Here is a 14,516-nt window from a genome sequence, read left to right as displayed (position 1 = left end):
CTGCGAAACGGACGACGGCGAGCAGAAAGGGACAGGAGAACGACCCGACGAAGCGTCGCCCGTCCGACGTGACCGCCCGCGTCAGAGCCGGAGAAGGAGGGCGCCGCGGTGCGGCGGAGCACCGCGCTCCTCGCGACGTGCTCGGCGCCTCTGCGCTAACCTGCGGCGCGATGAAGCGCGCGTTCAGCGTCGATGAGCTCAAGCAGACCGCGCCGCGCCTCGCCGTGGAGCGCCGCGCCGTGCGCTTCCAGGACGTCGACGCGGCCGGGATCGTCTTCTATCCGCGGGTCCTCGAGTATTTCAGCGACGCTTACATGATCGCGTTGAAGGAGCGCGGCATCGACCTTCCCGCCATGATCGCGGGCGGCGCCATCAAGCTGCCGCTCGTCCACGCCGAGGCCGACTACCTCCTGCCGCTCCGGTTCGGCGACACCATCGAGGTCGAGGTGCTCGCGCCGAAGCTCGGCGACACATCGTTCACGGTGGGCTACCGCGTGACGACGGCGGGTCGGGTCGCCGCCATCGGACAGACCGTGCACGTGTGCATCGACGGCGCGCGCTTCACGCCGTGCCCGCTCCCGGACGATCTGCGCAGCGCGCTCGCATAACCGCGCCGAGCGAAGGCCGCCGGGCGCTAGCGCGGTGGGAACGGGGCGAGCGCAGCCGCGAGCTGCGCCGCGGCGCCGGCGCGATCGAGCTTGCCGGCCGCGGTGAGCGGCAGCGCCGCGACGGCGCACAGGCGTCGCGGGCGCTTGTGCGGGGCGAGCCGCGCCGCGACGACGGCCGCGAGGTCGTCGAGCAATGCGGGTGAGGGCGCGGCGCCGCCCGTCGCGCCGGGCGCGGCCTGGTCGGGGACGATCGCCGCCGCGACGACCTGGCCCCAGCGCCCATCTGGAACGCCGAATACCACCGCGCCCGCGACGCCCGTGCAGGACGCGAGGACCTGCTCCACCTCGGCGGGGTAGACGTTCTCGCCGCCGGTCACGATGAGGTCGCTGCGGCGCGCCGCGACGTGCAGCCGACCGGCGGCGTCGAGCGCGCCGAGATCGCCGGTGCCGAACCACCCGGCGCCGTCGACCGAGAGCTCCGGCGTACGGTCGGGGCCGCGGTAGTAGCCGCGGAACAGCACCGGGCCGCGGATCTCGATGCGGCCCACGCCGTCGCTGCCGGCGCCCTCGATGCGAAGCTCGACGCCGGCGATCGGCGAGCCGGAGCCCGGCTCTCTCGCGCGCGCATCGCGCGGGCGCTGCACGGTCACCTGCGAGCACGCCTCGGTGAGGCCGTACGTGGTGAGCGCGGGGACCCCGCGGCGCGCGCACTCGTCGAGCGCCCGCTCCGGAGCGCCCGCGCCGCCGACGAGCACCGCGCGGAGCCGGGCGAGGACGTTGTCGCGATCGGCCTCCAGCAGCGCGAGCAGCATCGTCGGCACCACGGAGAGCAACGTCGCGCGGTCGCGGACGATCGAGGCGAGCACCGAGGCGGGCTCGAAGCGCGGCGCGAGGATGATGGCGCGCCGCGCGAGCAAGCAGCGGGTCACGATCGAGAGGCCACCGACGTGGCAGAGCGGAAGGCAGAGCAGCCAGCGATCGTCGTCGCGCACGCCGAGGTTGGCCGCGCTCCCCTCGGCGGCGGCGAGGAACGCGCGGCGCGAGAGCACGGCGCCCTTGGGACGCCCCGTGGTGCCCGAGGTGTAGACGATCGCCAGATCGCCGGAACGATCTGGAGGCGGGACGCGTGCGGCCTCGGCGGCGCGCGCCCCGCGCTCGTGGAGCGCGCCGATCTCCTGCGCGGCGTCGTCGAGCAGGGCGGCGAGCGCAGGCTCGCGCAGCACGAGGTCGGGGCGCGCGTCGTCGATCAGGAGGCTCGCCTCGCCGGCCGTGAGCCGGGGATGGATCGGGACGAGCACGGCGCCGAGCGCGAGCAGCGCGTGGATGACGAGCACGGTCCCCAGCGCGTTCGGGGCGACGAGCGCCACGCGGGCTCCCTGTCCTACCCCCGCGCGGGCGAGCCGGGCGCACACGGCCGCGACCGCGGGCGCCAGCTCGCCGAAGCGGAGGGCGCCGCCGGGGCCGAGGCGGAGCGCGGGGATGTCGATCGCGCGCTGCGCGTCGTCCTCGGCGCCGCCGAGGACGATCGCTGTCCGGGCGGCGATCGCGGGATCGCGCGCAGCATCGAGGAGGCTCAGTCCGTCCATGACCGGATGCCGAGGCCGGGCTGATCGCTGGCCGCGACCAGACCGCCCTCGCGGAGCTGCGGGATCCGGATAGCGGGCCACGCCTCCAGGCCGGCGTGCGCGTCGAGGCCGCACGCGAGCGGCGCGCGCGGCAAGGCGAGCGCGAGCTCACACGCGACGGCGAGCGCGATGGGCCCGTCGAAGAGGTGCGTCACCACGGCGTCGATCCCGCGCGCCTGCGCCCTGCAGCCGAGCGCGTGCGCGCGCAGCAGGCCGAGCATCGCGGGCTTCAGGATGAACGCAGCGCAGCCTTCCGCATCGAGCAAGCGCTCCGGCATGCCCTCGACCGCGAGCGACTCGTCGGCCGCCCACGGGACATCGCGCGCGCCGAGGTGATGGAGGAGCTCGGGCGCGACCGGCTGTTCGACGAAGCGCGGGCCGAGCGGCGCGAGGAGCGCGAGCCGACGGGGCGCCTCGTCGAGCGACCACGCCGCGTTCGCGTCGAGCCGGAGCTCGACGCCCGGGTGCTCCCGCCGGAGCGCGCGCAGCGCCTCGAGGTCGCGCGCGAAGCCGTCCTCTCCGCGCGAGCGGAGCTTCACCTTGATCGCGCGGACGCCGCGCGCGGCGAGCGCGCGAGCGCGCGCGAGCATCTCCGGCAGCGCCACCGAGGTCGTGAGCAGCCCGTTGACCTGGACCTCGGTGTAACGCCCGTGTCCGCCGAGGCACGCCGACAACGAGAGGCCGAGGCGCTGGCCCAGCAGATCGAGCAGCGCCGTCTCCAGGGCGAAGCGCGCCGCCGGGAGATCGCGAAGCCGCGATGACAGCGGCGCGAGCGCACGCAGCATCGCAGACGCCGTCGCCGCCGGCGTGGCGCCCTCGGCCGGCAGGTCGATCGTGCCGAGCGCCCCCGGCAGCTCGGCGAGCGCGCGCTGGTCCTCGTCGGCCGTATCGAGCGAGAAGCCGGGGAGCGGCGTGGCCTCACCCAGGCCGACGCGCCCCTCGTCGTCGGCGAGCGTCAGCACGAGGCCCCGGCGCGCGCCATCAAGGACCCGGGACGCGAGGCGGGCATCGACGACGCGCATGATCCCTACAGGTGGGCGGCGAGGCCGAGCGAGAAGAGCAGCGCGTACGCGAGCAGCAGCTTCGCCGTCCCGGCGAGGCAGTCGTTGAGCGGCCGGCCGTCGGTCGTCGCCAGCACCCGGAGCAGGCGCACCGCGCGAGGGAACGTCGCGAACACGAGGAGCGTCCACCGCCGGCCCTCGCCGACGGCGAGCGCGACGGGCACCGCGTAGGCGACGGCGAAGAGCATCGCGTATTCGATGACGCCCGCGCGGCGCCCGAGCCGGACGGCGAGCGTGCGCTTGCCGGCGACGACGTCCGTCTCGCGATCGCGGACGTTGTTGACGACGAGCACGGCGGTGGCGATGGCGCCGATCGGCACGGCCGCCGCCCACGCGAGCGGCGGGACCGAACCGAGCTGGACGAACGCCGTACCGCAGACGGCGACGAGGCCGAAGAACACGAACACGAACAGGTCGCCGAGGCCGTGATAGCCGAGCGGGTACGGCCCGCCGGTGTACGCGACGCCAGCGAGGATCGAGACGACGCCGATCACCACGATCGGCCACCCGCCCACGAGCGCGAGGTGCACCCCGAACGGCAGCGTGAGCGCGATCGTGACGAGCAGCCCGGCGCGCACCTGGCGCGGGGTGAGCAGCCCCGCCTGCACGGCGCGCGTGGGGCCGAGCCGCTCGTGCGTGTCGGCCCCCTTCTCGTGATCGAAGACGTCGTTCGCGAAGTTCGTCGCGATCTGAATGAGCATCGCGCCCGCGAGCGCCGAGAGCGCCGGGCCGAGCCGCATCCCGCCGAGCGCGTAGGCGACGGCCGTCCCGACCATCACCGGCGCGAGCGCCGCGGTGAGCGTCGCCGGCCTGCACGCGAGGAGCCACGCCCGGAGCGAGCCGGGGCGCACGCCACCCGCGGCCGCTGCGCCCGCCGCCTGCGGGGCCGCCGCGGCGCTCACGATCCCCTCCCCGGCTCGCGGGGCCCGCTCGCTCCCGCGGCGGCGCGAGCGCTCCCGCGCTGCGCGGCGTCCTCGCCGGACGCGCCGCGCGCGACGTCGTCGGGTGCGGGACTCGTGTTCGCGTTGACCTGGCTCATGATCGTGGATCCCTCTCGGCAAGCTCGGGGTTCTCGGCGCGCGCCGCTCATGGAGACTGCAGATCGGCCGCCGCCCCCTCCGCGGCCGGCGCGCTGACCAGGGCCGCGACGTCGCGACGGACGTCGGACCACAGCCGCGCCACGCGGGCGGCGCCGTCGTGAGGCGGCACCACCGCCTCGATCAGCGTCGCGCCCGGCCGCTGGTACGCGGCGGCGAGCGCGCGGGAGAGATCCCCGGCGGTGCCGGCGCGCTCGTAGGCGAGCCCGAACATCGCCGCTGCGGGCGCGAAATCGAGGTGTTGCGGCATGGTGAAGCACCGCTCGAGCAGCTCGGCGCCGCGCCTTGCGATGGGGAGGTGCTCGAAGATGCGGCCGCCGTCGTTCTGGACCACCACGATGACGAGCGGCGCTCGGCCGTCGCCCGCTGCCTTCGCGGCGAGGAGCAGCCCGGTCAGATCGTGCAGCAGGCTGAGATCGCCGAGCAGCAACGTGACCGGCGCGGCGGCGGCCACGCGCGCGCCGGCCGCCGCCGACACGAGGCCGTCGATCCCGCTCGCCCCGCGCTGGTGCAGCACGCGCAGCGCGCGCGCCGACGGCGGGCAGTACGTGTCGAGGTCGCGCACCGGCATGCTGTTGCCGATCGCGAGCAGCGAGCCCGCCGGGCACGCGCTGGCCACCATCCGGGCGATGGCGCCCTCCGTCAGCTCGTCCCCGGCGCAAGCGCGCGCGGCGTGCGTCGCCGCGATCTCGCCGGCGCGCGCGAACGTCGCGGCCCAGTCCCGCCGCCCGCGCCCCAGGCTCAGCGCCGCCCCGGCGAGGCGCGCCGCGAGCGCCTCGCACACCTCCACGGGCTCACCCATGACGAGGGCAGCCGCGGCGCTCGTCGGATCGTTCCAGCCGTGCGGGGAGACGACGACGCGGCGGGCGCTCGCGTGCTCGGCGATGTAGGTCGCGTACCCTGCCGATGTCGGCGGGGCGCCGAGCTCGAGGATGAGGTCGGGCGCGTTCGCCGCGCGGAACTCGGGCGCGCGAAGGAACGAATCGAACGACGCCGGCATCACGACGCCCTCGGTGAGCCCGCCGAAGCAAATCTGGCTCGTGCCCTCGGCGAGCACCGGGAAGCCTGTCGCGCGCGAGAGCGCGAGCACCGCCCGGCGCGCGCGCGTGTCGTCCTCTCGGCTGTGGGCGGGGCCGCACACGATGAGCCCCCGCTCCGCGCGCGCGCAGCGCGCGGCGAGCTCCTCGATCGCGCGTCCATCGACCCCGGCGCGGGCCGACACGACCCGCGTGCCAGCGCGGCGCATCAGCGCCTCCCACTCTGCCTGCCATGGCTCGGGCCCGGTCGTGTCGACCGGCTCGAGCGGCTTGCGGAAGCGCGCGTTGATGTGGACCGGGCCTGGCGTCGGCGAGAGCGCGCGCGTGACCGCCTGGGCGGCGATGCGCGCCACCGCGCGCATCGCGAGGGGCGACGGATCCGGCAGCCCGAGCTCGGCGAAGTGCCGGACGTGGTCGCCGAAGAGCTTGGTCTGATCGATGGTCTGCGTGGCCGCGGCGTCGGCGAGCTCCCACGGGCGGTCGGCCGTGATCGCGATGAACGGGGTGAAGCTCTGGTGCGCCTCGATGATCGCCGGGAGCGCGTGCGCCCCGGCGGTGCCCGAGGTGCAGACGAAGACGCTGGGCCGGCCGGTGACGCGCGCCTGCCCGAGCGCGAAGAACGCGGCGGCGCGCTCGTCGACGACGCTCTGGCAGCGCACCTCCTCGCTCTCCATCGCCGCGATCGCGAGCGGCGTGGAGCGCGAGCCGGGGCAGAGGACCAGGTCGCGCACCCCGGCCTGCGCGAGCGCGCGGACGAACAGCTGCGCCCAGGCAGAGTGGAGGTTCGACCCGCCCATCACCGCCCCCCGAGGCCCTCTCTCGCGCGCACCTCAGGCCCCCTCGGGCGTCGCGACGAAGAGGCACACGACGCCCATCGTGAGCGGCTCCACGCGGAGCACGCGCAGCCCCGCGCCGCGCATCAGCTCCGCGAACTCGTCCGGCGGTGGGAACCTCGCGATCGAGTCCTGCAGATACCTGTACTCGTCCTTGCCCGAGATCGCGCCGCCCACGTACGGGACGACCGTGTGGATGTGGAAGCGCGCGAGCTTGCCCATGAGCCCGCCGCGCGGCTCGCTGAGCTCCAGGATCGCGATGCGCCCCCCGGGCCGCGTGACGCGCGCCATCTCGCGGAGCGCCTGCGCGCGATCCGGGACGTTGCGGATCCCGAACGCCATCGAGATGGCGGCGACGCTCGCGTCGCCGAGCCGAAGCTGCTGCGCGTCGCCGACCTCGAGCTCGATCCGCCCAGAGAGCCCCGCGGCCTCCACCTTCCGGCGGCCGACGCCGAGCATCCCCTGCGACGGATCGACCCCGATGACCCTCACGTCGTGCGCCCGCGCGATCGCGATCGCAAGATCGCCGGTGCCGGTCGCAAGGTCGAGCACCGTCGCGCCGGGCGAGAGCTCGAGCGAGCGCACCGCGCGCCGCCGCCAGCCCTGATCGAGCCCCAGCGAGATGACCCGGTTCAGGAGGTCGTACCGCTCCGCGATGCCGTCGAACATCTCGCCCGTGCCGAAGCGGCGCCCGCCGCGCGGCGCCTGATCCTGGCTCGCCTCGCTCATGTCCCGCCTCCCGCCTGGTGCACCGCGCGCGGCGCCTCGGCTCGCTCTGCGGCGAACCGCTTGCCCTCGCCGGACGCCGGCCCGGCGGCCTCCCCGCCCGCTGTGGACGTGACGCCGAGCGCGCGCTTCCGCTCGTGGAGCCGCATATGGCCTCGCTGGATGCCCTCGCTCGCGAGCGCGCGCAGCGCCGCCAGGTTGGACGCCAGCCCGACGGACGCCAGCACCACCGCGAGCTCGCGCGCGCTCTTCGCGCCCACGAGCTGCAGCGCGGCGCGCACGCCCGCGTGCACCTCGGTCGCGCCGCCCACCGTGCCGACGGCGAGCGGCAGCTCCGCGCGCCCCACGAGCCCGCCGGGGATGCGCTCCCACGTGCTGAGCGGCCGGTACCGGCCGCCGATCGACGCGTACGCGTGCGCGCCCGCCTCGATGGCACGGAAGTCCTGCCCGAGCGCGACCGCGGCCGCGTCGAGCCCGTTCATGAAGCCCTTGTTGTGGGTCGTCGCCCGGTACGGATCGAGCTCCGCGAAGCGGCTCGCCCGCGCGATGCCGCTCGCCACATCCGCGCCCCCGAGCGCGTCGTCCGTCACGGTGGCTGTCACCCGGACGAGGCGGCGGACGGTCAGGTTGGAGAGGATCCGCAGGCCCAGCGTCCCGCCGGCGATGCGCTGCACGAGCGGCGCCACCGCCTCTGCGACGGTGTCGACAAGGTTCGCGCCCATGGCGTCGCCGACCTCGACATAGAGGTGCACAACGAGCACGCCGAGCTCCGCCGAGAGGACGCGCACCTCGAGATCGCGGCAACCGCCGCCGCGCGCCACCATCCTGGGGATGGCCGCGTCCCCGGCGGCGAGCAGGCTCGCGCGGGCCGCCTCCAGCCGGCCCGCGGCCGCCTCCGCGTCCGGCACGTCGTCGAGCTGGACCTGGGCGGTCATGATCGGCGGGTCCGCCTCGCCGGAGAAGCCGCCCGACCGCCGGACCATGCGCGCCGCGTTCGACGCGGCGGCGATGACGCTCGGCTCCTCCACTGCCATCGGCACCAGCACGTCGCGCTGGTTCACGCGGAAGTTCAGCGCCAGGCCGAGCGGGAGCGCGTGCGTCGCGATGACGTTCTCGCACATCCGATCGGCCACCGCCGTCGGCAGCCCTCCCCCGCTCGCGAGGTGCGCGAGCGCCTCCTCGTCGAGCAGACCGAGCGCCTGGATCGCGCGGAGCCGCTCCTCGAGGCACCGCTTGTAGAAGCCGCTGATCCGGCTGGACACGTGTTGGCTCATCGGGTGTCTCCGCGCGCCGCGCGCGCTCGCGAGAGGGGCGCGCGCTCAGCGCACTGCATCAAGGGGTTCGTCATCGCCGCTCACCGCTTCCGCCGGGGCGTCGACATCGCGACCCCCTCCAGCGCCGCCTTCGCCGGGCTCTCCGGGAGCGGCTCGATGCTCCGCACCGCGTCCCCGCAGAGGCTGGACGCGAGCTCCAGACAGTCGTCCACGATGCGCTTCTCGACCATGATCTGCGCGATGCGCCGGCCGAGCTCCGGCTCGACGGCCGTGTCCTCCGACGCGCAGTGCGCCTCAAGGGCGGGCGTGAGCTCGCGGTCGCGCTCCATCGCGAGGAGCAGCGGGTACGTCATCTTGCCTTCGCGCAGGTCCGTGAGCAGCGCCTTGCCGGTCGCCTCCGGGTCGCCCGCGAAGTCGAGGACATCGTCGACGAGCTGGAACGCGACCCCGAGGCTCGTCCCGAAGCTCTCGAGCGCCTTGCAGAGCGGCTCGCTCACGCCGCCCGCGCGCGCCCCGGCGAACATCGCCCAGCGGAACAGCGACGCCGTCTTGCCGTCGACGATCTGGAAGTACTCGCTCGTGCTCGTGCGCACGCGGCCCCGCGACGCGAGCTGGAGCGCCTCGGCCACGACCATCTCCTTGATCACGAGGAGCACCCGCTCGAGCACGTCGGTCATGCCGACCGCCTGGATCTTGGAGAGCGCGTCGAGCAGGAGGTAGTCGCCGCCGAAGATCGAGGCGGCGTTGCCGTAGATGACCCGCGCCGCGTCCGCGCCACGCCGGCGGTCGCCGAGGTCGACGACGTCGTCGTGCAGCAGGGTCGCGTTGTGGACGAGCTCGACCGCGACCGCGAACGTCCGCGCGGCGTCGTTGAAGCCGCTCCCGATGTGGGAGGCCAGCGCGACGCAGATGGGCCGCAGCCGCTTGCCGTTCAGGCCGAGCAAATGCCGTGCGCTCTGGTGCGCCGGCGTCTCACCGTCCAGCCCGACCTTCGCGATCTCGCCCTCGATGTCGCCGAGGTCCCCGTCGAGCAGGCGCCTCAGCTCCGCGAGGCGCGCGGCGAGCGCGTCGAGCCCTCGCCCAGCGCACATGCCTCCGAGGCTCGAGACGACATCGCTCCGCTGGACCGTCCCAGTAAACGTTGTAGTCGCAGTCATCCCATCTCCACCTGGAAGCACGAGCGCACGCTGCGCCCCGCACCGCGCGGGGCCCACGTGACGGTCGAGCTCTCCGAAATCACGGTCCCGCTAGGCGCCTCGCCGGGAACGCACGGCGCGGATGGGGAACCGGACCAGATCCCCGAACCGCGAGAAGTCCACGGTCCTGCTCTTGATGAACCCGTCGAGCGCCGCCTGCGCGACGATCACGAACGAGAGGAGCCGCTCCACCCGATCGAGGCTGAACCGGGCGGCGTCGGTAGGAGGCAAGCCCTCCAGCAGCGCCGAAGCCCGCTCGAGGCGCTCCCTCACGGAGTCGGCGATCAGCCGCTCGCGTTCGGCGAACACTTTGGAAATCATCTTCCAGAAGTCCGTCTCGGCCTCGAAGAACTCCTTCCGCTCGCCCGGTTTCCATACTCTTCGTACTACACCCCACCTTTGCAATTCTGTCAGCGACATACTCATTGCGCCGGAGGAAACCTGCAGCCGTTCGCCGATCTCGGCGGCGGAGAGGGCTCCGCCCTCGATGAACAGGACGGTCCAGATCCGCCCGAGCACCCGGCGGAAGCCCCAGTGCTCGATGACGTCGCCGATCGCGTCCGCCGCGAGCAGCTCCGCCTGGCGATGGATGTCGCTTGCATGGCTCATGAAAGTTTCAAAATTCTTTGAAAGAACTGTGTGGGCCAACTTGTACCGGCGTCAAGACATTCCCGCCCGTTATCGCCATCGCCACGCAGCGCGGAAGCGGGTCGCTTGCTGGGCCAGCGCGCGGGCGCACAGGTCACTTCCTGGGCCGCGCGCGAGCGCGCGGGTCTTTTCTGGGCCGCGCGCGAGCGCGCGGGTCTTTTCTGGGCCGCGCGCGAGCGCGCGGGTCTTTTCTGGGCCGCGCGCGAGCGCGCGGCCTGGCGTCGAGCGCCGGGGTTCTCCTGTGCAGGGCTCGCGCGTCGCGGCCGCGGGCCTTCGGCGCGGGGCCGTTCGGGCCTCGCGGCGGTGCGTGGCGTGAATCGGGTGGGAACCGCCCTCGACGGCGCTAGCTCACGCCCGCATCCGGGCCATGAGATCCCGGTTTTGGCGGAGCAGCGCCTCGGGCATGCGCGAGCCGAACGACTCGAGGAACGCCTCGCGATCGCGCGCCTCCTCCAGCCATGCGTCGCGATCGATGGCGAAGAGCTCGCGCATCGCCTCGTCGTTCACGCCGAGGCCGCTCGTGTCGAGCTCGCCGTCCGTGGGCATGATCCCGACCGCCGTGTCGTGTCCCTTCGCCTCCCCGCGCACGCGCGCGACGATCCAGCGGAGGACGCGGAGGTTCTCGCCGAAGCCTGGCCAGAGGAGCGCGCCCGCCTCGCTCTGCCGGAACCAGTTCACGTGAAAGATCTTCGGGAACGCCGCGCGGTTCTCGCCGAGCTCGATCCAGTGCCGGAAGTAATCGCCCATGTTGTATCCGCAGAAGGGGCGCATCGCCATCGGGTCACGGCGGACGACCCCGACCTTCCCGGTGGCCGCCGCGGTCGTCTCCGAGGCCATCGTCGCGCCCAGATAGACGCCGTGGGCCCAGCCGCGCGCCTCGCAGACGAGCGGCGCGAGCCGCGCGCGCCGGCCGCCGAAGACGATGGCCGAGATGGGCACGCCCGCTGCGGCGTCGAACTCCGTCGAGATGGACGGGCACTGGCGGGCCGGCGCGGTGAACCGGCTGTTGGGATGCGCCGCGGGCTCCTTGCTGTCGGGCGTCCACCGGCGCCCCCTCCAGTCGGTGAGCACCGGCGGCACCGGACCGTCGAAGCCTTCCCACCACGGCGTCCCCTCCGGCGTGAGCGCCACGTTGGTGAAGATCGAGTTCGTGGCCAGCGTCGCCAGGGCGTTCGGGTTCGTCTTCGAGCTCGTCCCCGGCGCCACGCCGAAGAAGCCAGCCTCGGGGTTGATCGCCCAGAGCCGGCCATCCCGGCCGATCCGCAGCCAGGCGATGTCGTCTCCGACGGTCCACACCTTCCACCCCTTCTGGGACGCCGGCGGCACCAGCATCGCGAGGTTCGTCTTCCCGCAGGCGCTCGGGAACGCCGCGCAGATGTACGTCACCCGCCCTCCCGGGTCCTCCAGGCCGAGGATGAGCATGTGCTCCGCGAACCACCCTTCGTCGCGCGCCATCGTGCTCGCGATGCGCAGCGCGAAACACTTCTTCCCGAGCAGCGCATTGCCCCCATACCCGGAGCCGACGCTCCAGATGAGCCGGTCCGCCGGAAAATGGCAGACGAAGCGGCGCTCGGGGCTCAGGTCCCCGAGCGAGTGCAGCCCCCTGCAGAAATCATCGGAGCTGCCCAGCGCATCGAGCGCGACCCGGCCCATACGGGTCATGATCCGCATGTTCGCCACGACATAGGGGCTGTCGGTGATTTCGATTCCGACCTTCGCCGAGGGCGATCCCACTGGGCCCATCAGGTACGGGACGACGAACATCGTCCGCCCCTTCATCGCCCCGTCAAACAGCCGTCCGACCCGCTGCGAGGCCTCGTCCGGCGACATCCAGTTGTTCGTCGGGCCCGCGTCTTCCTTATCGCGAGTGCAGATGAATGTGAGGTGCTCAGTCCGGGCGACGTCGGTCGGGTCGCTCCGGTGAAGATAGCAGTTGGGGTATCTCTCCCCGTCAAGCGCGAGGAGCGTACCGTCGCTCAGCATCCCCTGGATCAGCGTTCGGTTCTCCGCCTCGGAGCCGTCACAGAAGACGACCCGATCAGGCCGCGTCTGATGGGCGACCTCGTCCACCCACGCTGAAAGTTTCCGGTTTTGCATACGACTGCGAGCCTAGCCTGAGCGAGAACCTCCGCCAAGTGACAGTACTATTGTAGTATTTCGTCAAATCTGGACGATCTGGCAGAGCGCGTGGCGTGGCAGCCGGCCGGCGTTCACGCGTCGGATGCGCTCAGTTCACGCGAGGCGAACGCAGGGACGTTCGGCTATGCTGGAGACGTGCAGCGTGTCGTCGACCTCCCTGATCGGGGCAGACTGATCGTCGCCACCGACTTACAGGGCAATGTCGCGGATTTCGAGCGAATCGCCGAGATCTTCGAGCAGGCGGCGACCGGCCGTGACGGCGCGGTCCTCGTGATCACGGGCGACCTGGTCCACGGGCCCGAGCTCGACGAGGGTGAATGGCCCGACTACCTGGGCTCGTTCTACCGAGGCGATTCCGTGACCTTGTTGAAAAAGGCGAGGAGTCTCGCGGAACGCCACCCCGGCAGGGTTCACTACCTGCTCGGAAACCACGAGCACGCGCACGTGGGGGGTCCGGTGGTGGCGAAATTCTTCCCGGACGAGGCGCTGCGGCTCGAAGATCTCCTCGGCCCGGAGGACACGCTGGCGATGCGAAGCTGGTTCCGCGGTTGGCCGTTCGTGGCGGCCGCGCGCGCGGCCCGGCTGGTCATGCTCCACGCGGCGCCGCACGCCCGCATTCAGAGCCGCCAGGATCTCGATCGGCTCCCGCTGGACGGGTTCCTCGATGTACCGCTCTCGGAGATGAGCCTGCACGGGACGCTCGGCGCGCTGCTCTGGGCGCGGAGCACATCGAGCGACCGCGCCTATGCCTTCGTCCGCGCGATCGACCCGGACGCTCGCGTGGCGATCTACGGGCACGACGTCGCGCGCGAGGGGTATGCCACTGAGCGCGAGCCGCTGCTCTGCCTGTCGACGAGCTTCGGTTGCTACGACGGCGACAAGCTCTACCTGGAGTGGGATCTCGCCGAGCCCGCGGAGAGCGCGGCCGACGTCGCCTGGCGCGGGCTCCGGTCGCTGTACCCCGACGCGCCGCGCGTCCACAGCGAGCCCTGAGCGTCCCGACGAGGACGTCGCCAGGGCGCTAGCGACCGAGCTCCTCGACGAGGGCCGCGACGCCCTGGTCGATCTCGGCGTCGGTGAGGTACGGCGCGGGGCCGATGCGGAGCACGTCACGCCGGGCGTCGACGAGCACGCGCCGCGCGCGGAGGCGCTCCACGACGTCGCCCGCTCGCGCTGAGCGGACGGCGACGAAGCCGCCCCGGCGCTCGGGCTCGCGGGGCGAGACGACGTCGCCGCCGCGGCCCGCGGCGTCGAGGAGACCGAGGATGCGCCCGGTCTGCCGGAGCGATATCGCGCGCAGCCGCGGGACGGTGAGGCCGAAGCGATCCCAGTGCTCGATCACCGCGGCGGCGCGGTAGAGCGCGGAAGGGTCGAACGTGGAGCCCGCGAATCGCGCGCCCCCGGGCGCGTACGCGACGCCGCCGCTGCTGCCCGCGAGCGAGCCGAAGTCGGCAAACCAGCCGGTGAAGACCGGGCGCAGCTCGCAGCCGCGCGGGACGCGCATCCAGCAGATCCCCTCGCCCATCGCCGCGTACTTGTAGCCGCCCGCGACCGCGAAGACATGAGGCGCCGCGCTGCCCCACGCGAGCGGGACGACGTTGAACGCGTGATAAGCGTCCACGAGCGGGACGGCGCCGATCTCGGCCGCGCGCGCGACGATCTCGTCGAGCCGCGGCACCACCGTCGCGCTCTCGAAGAGCACGGCCGAGATCGCGAGCATCGAGGTGCCCGGCCGGAGCGCGGCGAGCAGCCGGTCGGCGAGCGCGTGGCGCGGCTCGACGCTCACCCAGTCGATCTCGACGCCATCCTCCGCGAGGCGGGCGAGCTGGCGCCTGAGCGAGTGGAACTCGCCCTGCGTGGTGACGATCCGGAGCCGCTCGCGCCGAGGGAGCGACGTGATCAGCCGGTAGACGAGCTCGTGGGTGTTCTGGCCGAAGGCGATGGCGTCGCCGCGCTCGAAGCCCATCCGCTCCAGGATCGCCGCGCCGACCGCCGAGAGCCTCGGCAACACCGCGGCGTCCCACTTGCCGTCGACGAGCCGCGCGGCGTCGTCGAAACACGCGGCGAGCGCGTCGCGCGCCACATCAGGCCAGGCCTGGTGCGAGTGTCCCGTGAGCAGGATGCGCGGCGCCGCGTCCCCCGCCGGCGCGAGGAAACGCGAGTACGCCGCGCGAAACGCGTCGAGGTCGAGAGAGAAGCCCTGTTCCACGTCTCCTCGCATTCCAGCTCTTCGGTCGCGGCATCGCGCGGCGGACACGCAGGGCAACGAGGC

Annotated in this window: 12 protein-coding genes; 2 read left to right on the top strand and 10 right to left on the bottom strand. The window is 73.3% G+C overall.

Going from position 1 to position 14,516, the window contains the following annotated elements; all coding sequences use genetic code 11:
• The first annotated feature begins 170 nt into the window (after positions 1 to 170).
• Positions 171 to 608: an acyl-CoA thioesterase gene (locus tag WME79_RS17060; RefSeq protein ID WP_437536736.1), complete on the top strand. Its 438-nt coding sequence runs from the start codon at positions 171 to 173 to the stop codon at positions 606 to 608.
• 26 nt (positions 609 to 634) lie between these two features.
• Here the strand turns inward: WME79_RS17060 and WME79_RS17055 are convergent, their stop codons facing one another.
• From WME79_RS17055 to WME79_RS17015, 9 genes are all read right to left on the bottom strand, one after another.
• Entirely contained in the window at positions 635 to 2,194 is a 1,560-nt protein-coding gene (locus WME79_RS17055) for an AMP-binding protein (protein ID WP_437536734.1), read from the bottom strand.
• Positions 2,182 to 3,255, bottom strand: coding sequence for a mandelate racemase/muconate lactonizing enzyme family protein (locus WME79_RS17050; protein WP_437536732.1), 1,074 nt, complete (start codon positions 3,253 to 3,255; stop codon positions 2,182 to 2,184). The genes WME79_RS17055 and WME79_RS17050 overlap by 13 nt, the downstream gene beginning before the upstream one ends.
• Positions 3,256 to 3,260: 5 nt before the next feature.
• Positions 3,261 to 4,196, bottom strand: a complete 936-nt coding sequence (locus WME79_RS17045; RefSeq protein WP_437536729.1) for a 1,4-dihydroxy-2-naphthoate polyprenyltransferase — start codon at positions 4,194 to 4,196, stop codon at positions 3,261 to 3,263.
• Positions 4,197 to 4,380: 184 nt separating this feature from the next.
• Positions 4,381 to 6,225: a 2-succinyl-5-enolpyruvyl-6-hydroxy-3-cyclohexene-1-carboxylic-acid synthase gene (menD, locus tag WME79_RS17040; RefSeq protein ID WP_437536726.1), complete on the bottom strand. Its 1,845-nt coding sequence runs from the start codon at positions 6,223 to 6,225 to the stop codon at positions 4,381 to 4,383.
• Positions 6,226 to 6,258: 33 nt separating this feature from the next.
• Positions 6,259 to 6,990 carry a bifunctional demethylmenaquinone methyltransferase/2-methoxy-6-polyprenyl-1,4-benzoquinol methylase UbiE gene (gene ubiE, locus WME79_RS17035; protein WP_437536724.1) on the bottom strand — a complete coding sequence of 244 codons (732 nt, stop codon included), beginning with the start codon at positions 6,988 to 6,990 and terminating at the stop codon, positions 6,259 to 6,261.
• Positions 6,987 to 8,261, bottom strand: coding sequence for a hydroxymethylglutaryl-CoA reductase, degradative (locus WME79_RS17030; protein WP_437536721.1), 1,275 nt, complete (start codon positions 8,259 to 8,261; stop codon positions 6,987 to 6,989). Before WME79_RS17030 ends, ubiE begins: the two co-directional genes overlap by 4 nt.
• An 80-nt stretch (positions 8,262 to 8,341) precedes the next feature.
• The gene (locus WME79_RS17025; protein WP_437536718.1) at positions 8,342 to 9,418 is read right to left on the bottom strand and encodes a polyprenyl synthetase family protein; all 1,077 of its coding nucleotides are present in this window, start codon (positions 9,416 to 9,418) and stop codon (positions 8,342 to 8,344) included.
• Positions 9,419 to 9,508: 90 nt separating this feature from the next.
• Positions 9,509 to 10,066 (bottom strand): GbsR/MarR family transcriptional regulator, encoded by a 558-nt coding sequence (locus WME79_RS17020; RefSeq protein WP_012235639.1) that lies wholly within the window; start codon positions 10,064 to 10,066, stop codon positions 9,509 to 9,511.
• Between the two features lie 387 nt (positions 10,067 to 10,453).
• Positions 10,454 to 12,202, bottom strand: a complete 1,749-nt coding sequence (locus WME79_RS17015; RefSeq protein ID WP_437536715.1) for a phosphoenolpyruvate carboxykinase (GTP) — start codon at positions 12,200 to 12,202, stop codon at positions 10,454 to 10,456.
• A 177-nt stretch (positions 12,203 to 12,379) separates the two neighbouring features.
• Between WME79_RS17015 and WME79_RS17010 the strand changes: the two genes are divergently transcribed.
• Positions 12,380 to 13,237, top strand: coding sequence for a metallophosphoesterase (locus tag WME79_RS17010; protein WP_437536712.1), 858 nt, complete (start codon positions 12,380 to 12,382; stop codon positions 13,235 to 13,237).
• Positions 13,238 to 13,265: 28 nt separating this feature from the next.
• Here the strand turns inward: WME79_RS17010 and WME79_RS17005 are convergent, their stop codons facing one another.
• Complete coding sequence (locus tag WME79_RS17005; RefSeq protein ID WP_437536710.1) at positions 13,266 to 14,465, bottom strand: aminotransferase class V-fold PLP-dependent enzyme; 1,200 nt, start codon at positions 14,463 to 14,465, stop codon at positions 13,266 to 13,268.
• Positions 14,466 to 14,516 lie beyond the last annotated feature (51 nt).

The sequence above is a fragment of the Sorangium sp. So ce726 genome, from assembly GCF_051521405.1.
GTDB lineage: Bacteria > Myxococcota_A > Polyangia > Polyangiales > Polyangiaceae > Sorangium.
Note: the sequence above shows the minus strand (reverse complement) of the source record. Positions and strands in the feature narration are given on the sequence as shown.